Source organism: Micromonospora sp. NPDC002411 (assembly GCF_053592955.1).
In genome coordinates this window covers 1-2085 of record NZ_JBSFBM010000585.1, presented here as the reverse complement: position 1 = coordinate 2085, position 2085 = coordinate 1, and the positions used below count along the sequence as shown (strand labels likewise).

The 2085-nt window shown below is 76.2% G+C and carries 2 protein-coding genes and 1 pseudogene; all 3 read right to left on the bottom strand.

Annotation, left to right across the window (positions count from 1 at the left end; genetic code table 11):
* A partial coding sequence (locus tag ACWCO3_RS34175; protein WP_450014110.1) for a Y-family DNA polymerase occupies positions 1–590 on the bottom strand: 590 nt, incomplete at its 3' end.
* 59 nt (positions 591–649) lie between these two features.
* Positions 650–1816: an alkaline phosphatase family protein gene (locus ACWCO3_RS34170; protein WP_450014108.1), complete on the bottom strand. Its 1167-nt coding sequence runs from the start codon at positions 1814–1816 to the stop codon at positions 650–652.
* Positions 1813–2085 (bottom strand): annotated as a pseudogene (locus tag ACWCO3_RS34165) (SAM-dependent methyltransferase); the annotation flags it as partial. The gene ACWCO3_RS34170 and the pseudogene ACWCO3_RS34165, both read right to left, overlap by 4 nt.

Sequence of the window (2085 nt, the reverse complement as noted above, 5' to 3'; positions counted from 1 at the left end):
AGCGGGTGCAGGAAGTCGAGCACCTGCCCCGGCGGCACCACCAGCAGGCCGTCCGGTTTGGCCCGGGTGGAGCCCAGCTTGGCCACGAACTTGCTCGGCGCCACCCCCACCGAGCAGGTCAGCGCCTGCTCGTCGGCGACCCGGCGGCGGATCAGCCGGGCGATGGTGGCCGGGGAGCCGAAGAGCCGGCGGGCACCGGTGACGTCGAGGAACGCCTCGTCGAGGGAGAGCGGCTCGACCAGCGGGGTGACGTCCCGGAAGATCTGCATGACCGCCCGGGAGGCGGCGCTGTAGGCGGTGAAGTCCGGTGGCAGGTAGACCGCGTGCGGGCAGCGGGCCCGGGCCTGGCTGGTCGGCATCGCGCTGCGCACCCCGTAGCGGCGGGCCTCGTAGCTGGCCGAGCTGACCACCCCACGGGGCCCGACGCCGCCGACGACCACCGGCCTGCCGCGCAGCTCGGGTCGGCGGCGCACCTCGACGGCGGCGAAGAACGCGTCCATGTCGACGTGCAGGATCGGGCTGTCGGAGTCGTCGGCGTCCGGCCCGAAGCGCGGATCGTCGCCCCGGGGCAACGACTGGCTGCGGCCCATCCCGGCAGGTTAACCCGGGGGTACGACACCACCACCCACCAGTGGGCCGGTACCGCCGGTCAGCCGCGGACGACCAGCAGCGGCACGGTCAGCTCCGCGGCGGTGTCCGACCCGTGGTACGCGACCAGCTTCGACGCCATCGGTCGCTCGGTGCGGCTGGCCATGACCGCGTACGTGTCGTTGCAGGTCACCACCACGTCGCCGATCCGGCCCAGGTGTTCCTCGGGCACCGGCCCGAACCAGCCGGTGGCCACCGCCTCGTCGCGGGTACGGACCCGGGCCGCGTCACCCAGCACCTCCGACCAGACGGCCAGCACGTCGTCGACCGCGCCCGGCTCGACGTGCAGGTAGCGGACCCGGGCCTCACCGGCCACCAGCCGCAACCCGGTGCGCAGCCGTGGGTCGGTGTCCAGGTCGAAGCGGTGCGCGGCGGGTACGTCGAGCTGGCCGTGGTCGGCGGTCACCAGCAGCGCCGCGTCCGACGGCAGCCCGTCGACCAGCCGGGCGAGCATGGTGTCCACCTCGGTGGCGGCGACCCGCCAGGGCTCCGAGTCGACGCCGTAGACGTGGCCGTACCGGTCCAGGTCGGCGTGGTAGCCGGAGACCAGGGTCGGCCCGCCGCCGGTGGCCAGCGCGGCCAGCATGGCGGCGGCCACCGCCTCCCCGCCGGCGGCGCCCCGGAAGTCGCCTCCCCGGTTGGCGGCCACCGTCAAACCGCTGCCGCCGAACTCCGGCCGACTCACCACCGTCACCGCCACACCGGCGGCGCGGGCACGCTCCAGTTGGGTGGTGACCGGTTGCCAGGTCAACGGCGACGGGTCGGCGGCCCAGTCGGTGTGGGTGAGCACCCGGTCGGTGCCGGGCACCCGCACGGTGAAGCCGAGCACCCCGTGCGCGCCGGGCGCGACGCCGGTGCCCAGCGACACCAGACTCGTCGGGGTGGTGGACGGGAAGCCGGCGATGAGCGGCCGGGCCACCGTCGCCGCCAGGCCGGCGAGGGTCGGCGCGTAGGGCGCGGCGGTCGGCAGCTGGTACCACCCGAGCCCGTCGACCAGCAGCACGGCGACCCGGCGTACCCCCGCCAGGGCGGGGACGAGCCCGAGCGGGTCGGCCGAGCCGGGGACGCCCAGCACGGCGAGCGCGCTGGGCAGCACGTCGGCGAGACGGCCGCCGCCGTGGTCCGGTCCGAGGACCGTCAGCGGCGCCACGCCTGGCGACTCACTCATGCCGGCCGGCGGGCGAACAGGTGCAGTTGGGCGGCCAGGTCCCGGTACGGCGGCAGGGCGGCCAACGCGCGTTCCAACTCGACGAGGGCAGCGGGCTGCCCGTCGGCGACGGCGGCCGGCAGCAGGTCGGCCAGCACGCGTACCCCGTGGATCTCCTCGACCACGAGTCCGGCGGCGCCGAGCAGCGCGGCGGCGCCGGGGGCGTCGTAGCGGCGTCGCAGGGTGTCCCGCGGCCCGGCGGCACCGGCCGGGTCGGTGGCCAGCGCGGC

Coding starts and splice junctions, on each gene's coding strand:
- ACWCO3_RS34170 (WP_450014108.1), bottom strand. CDS start 1,816: ATGAGTGAGTCGCCAGGCGTGGCGCCGCTGACGGTCCTCGGACCGGAC.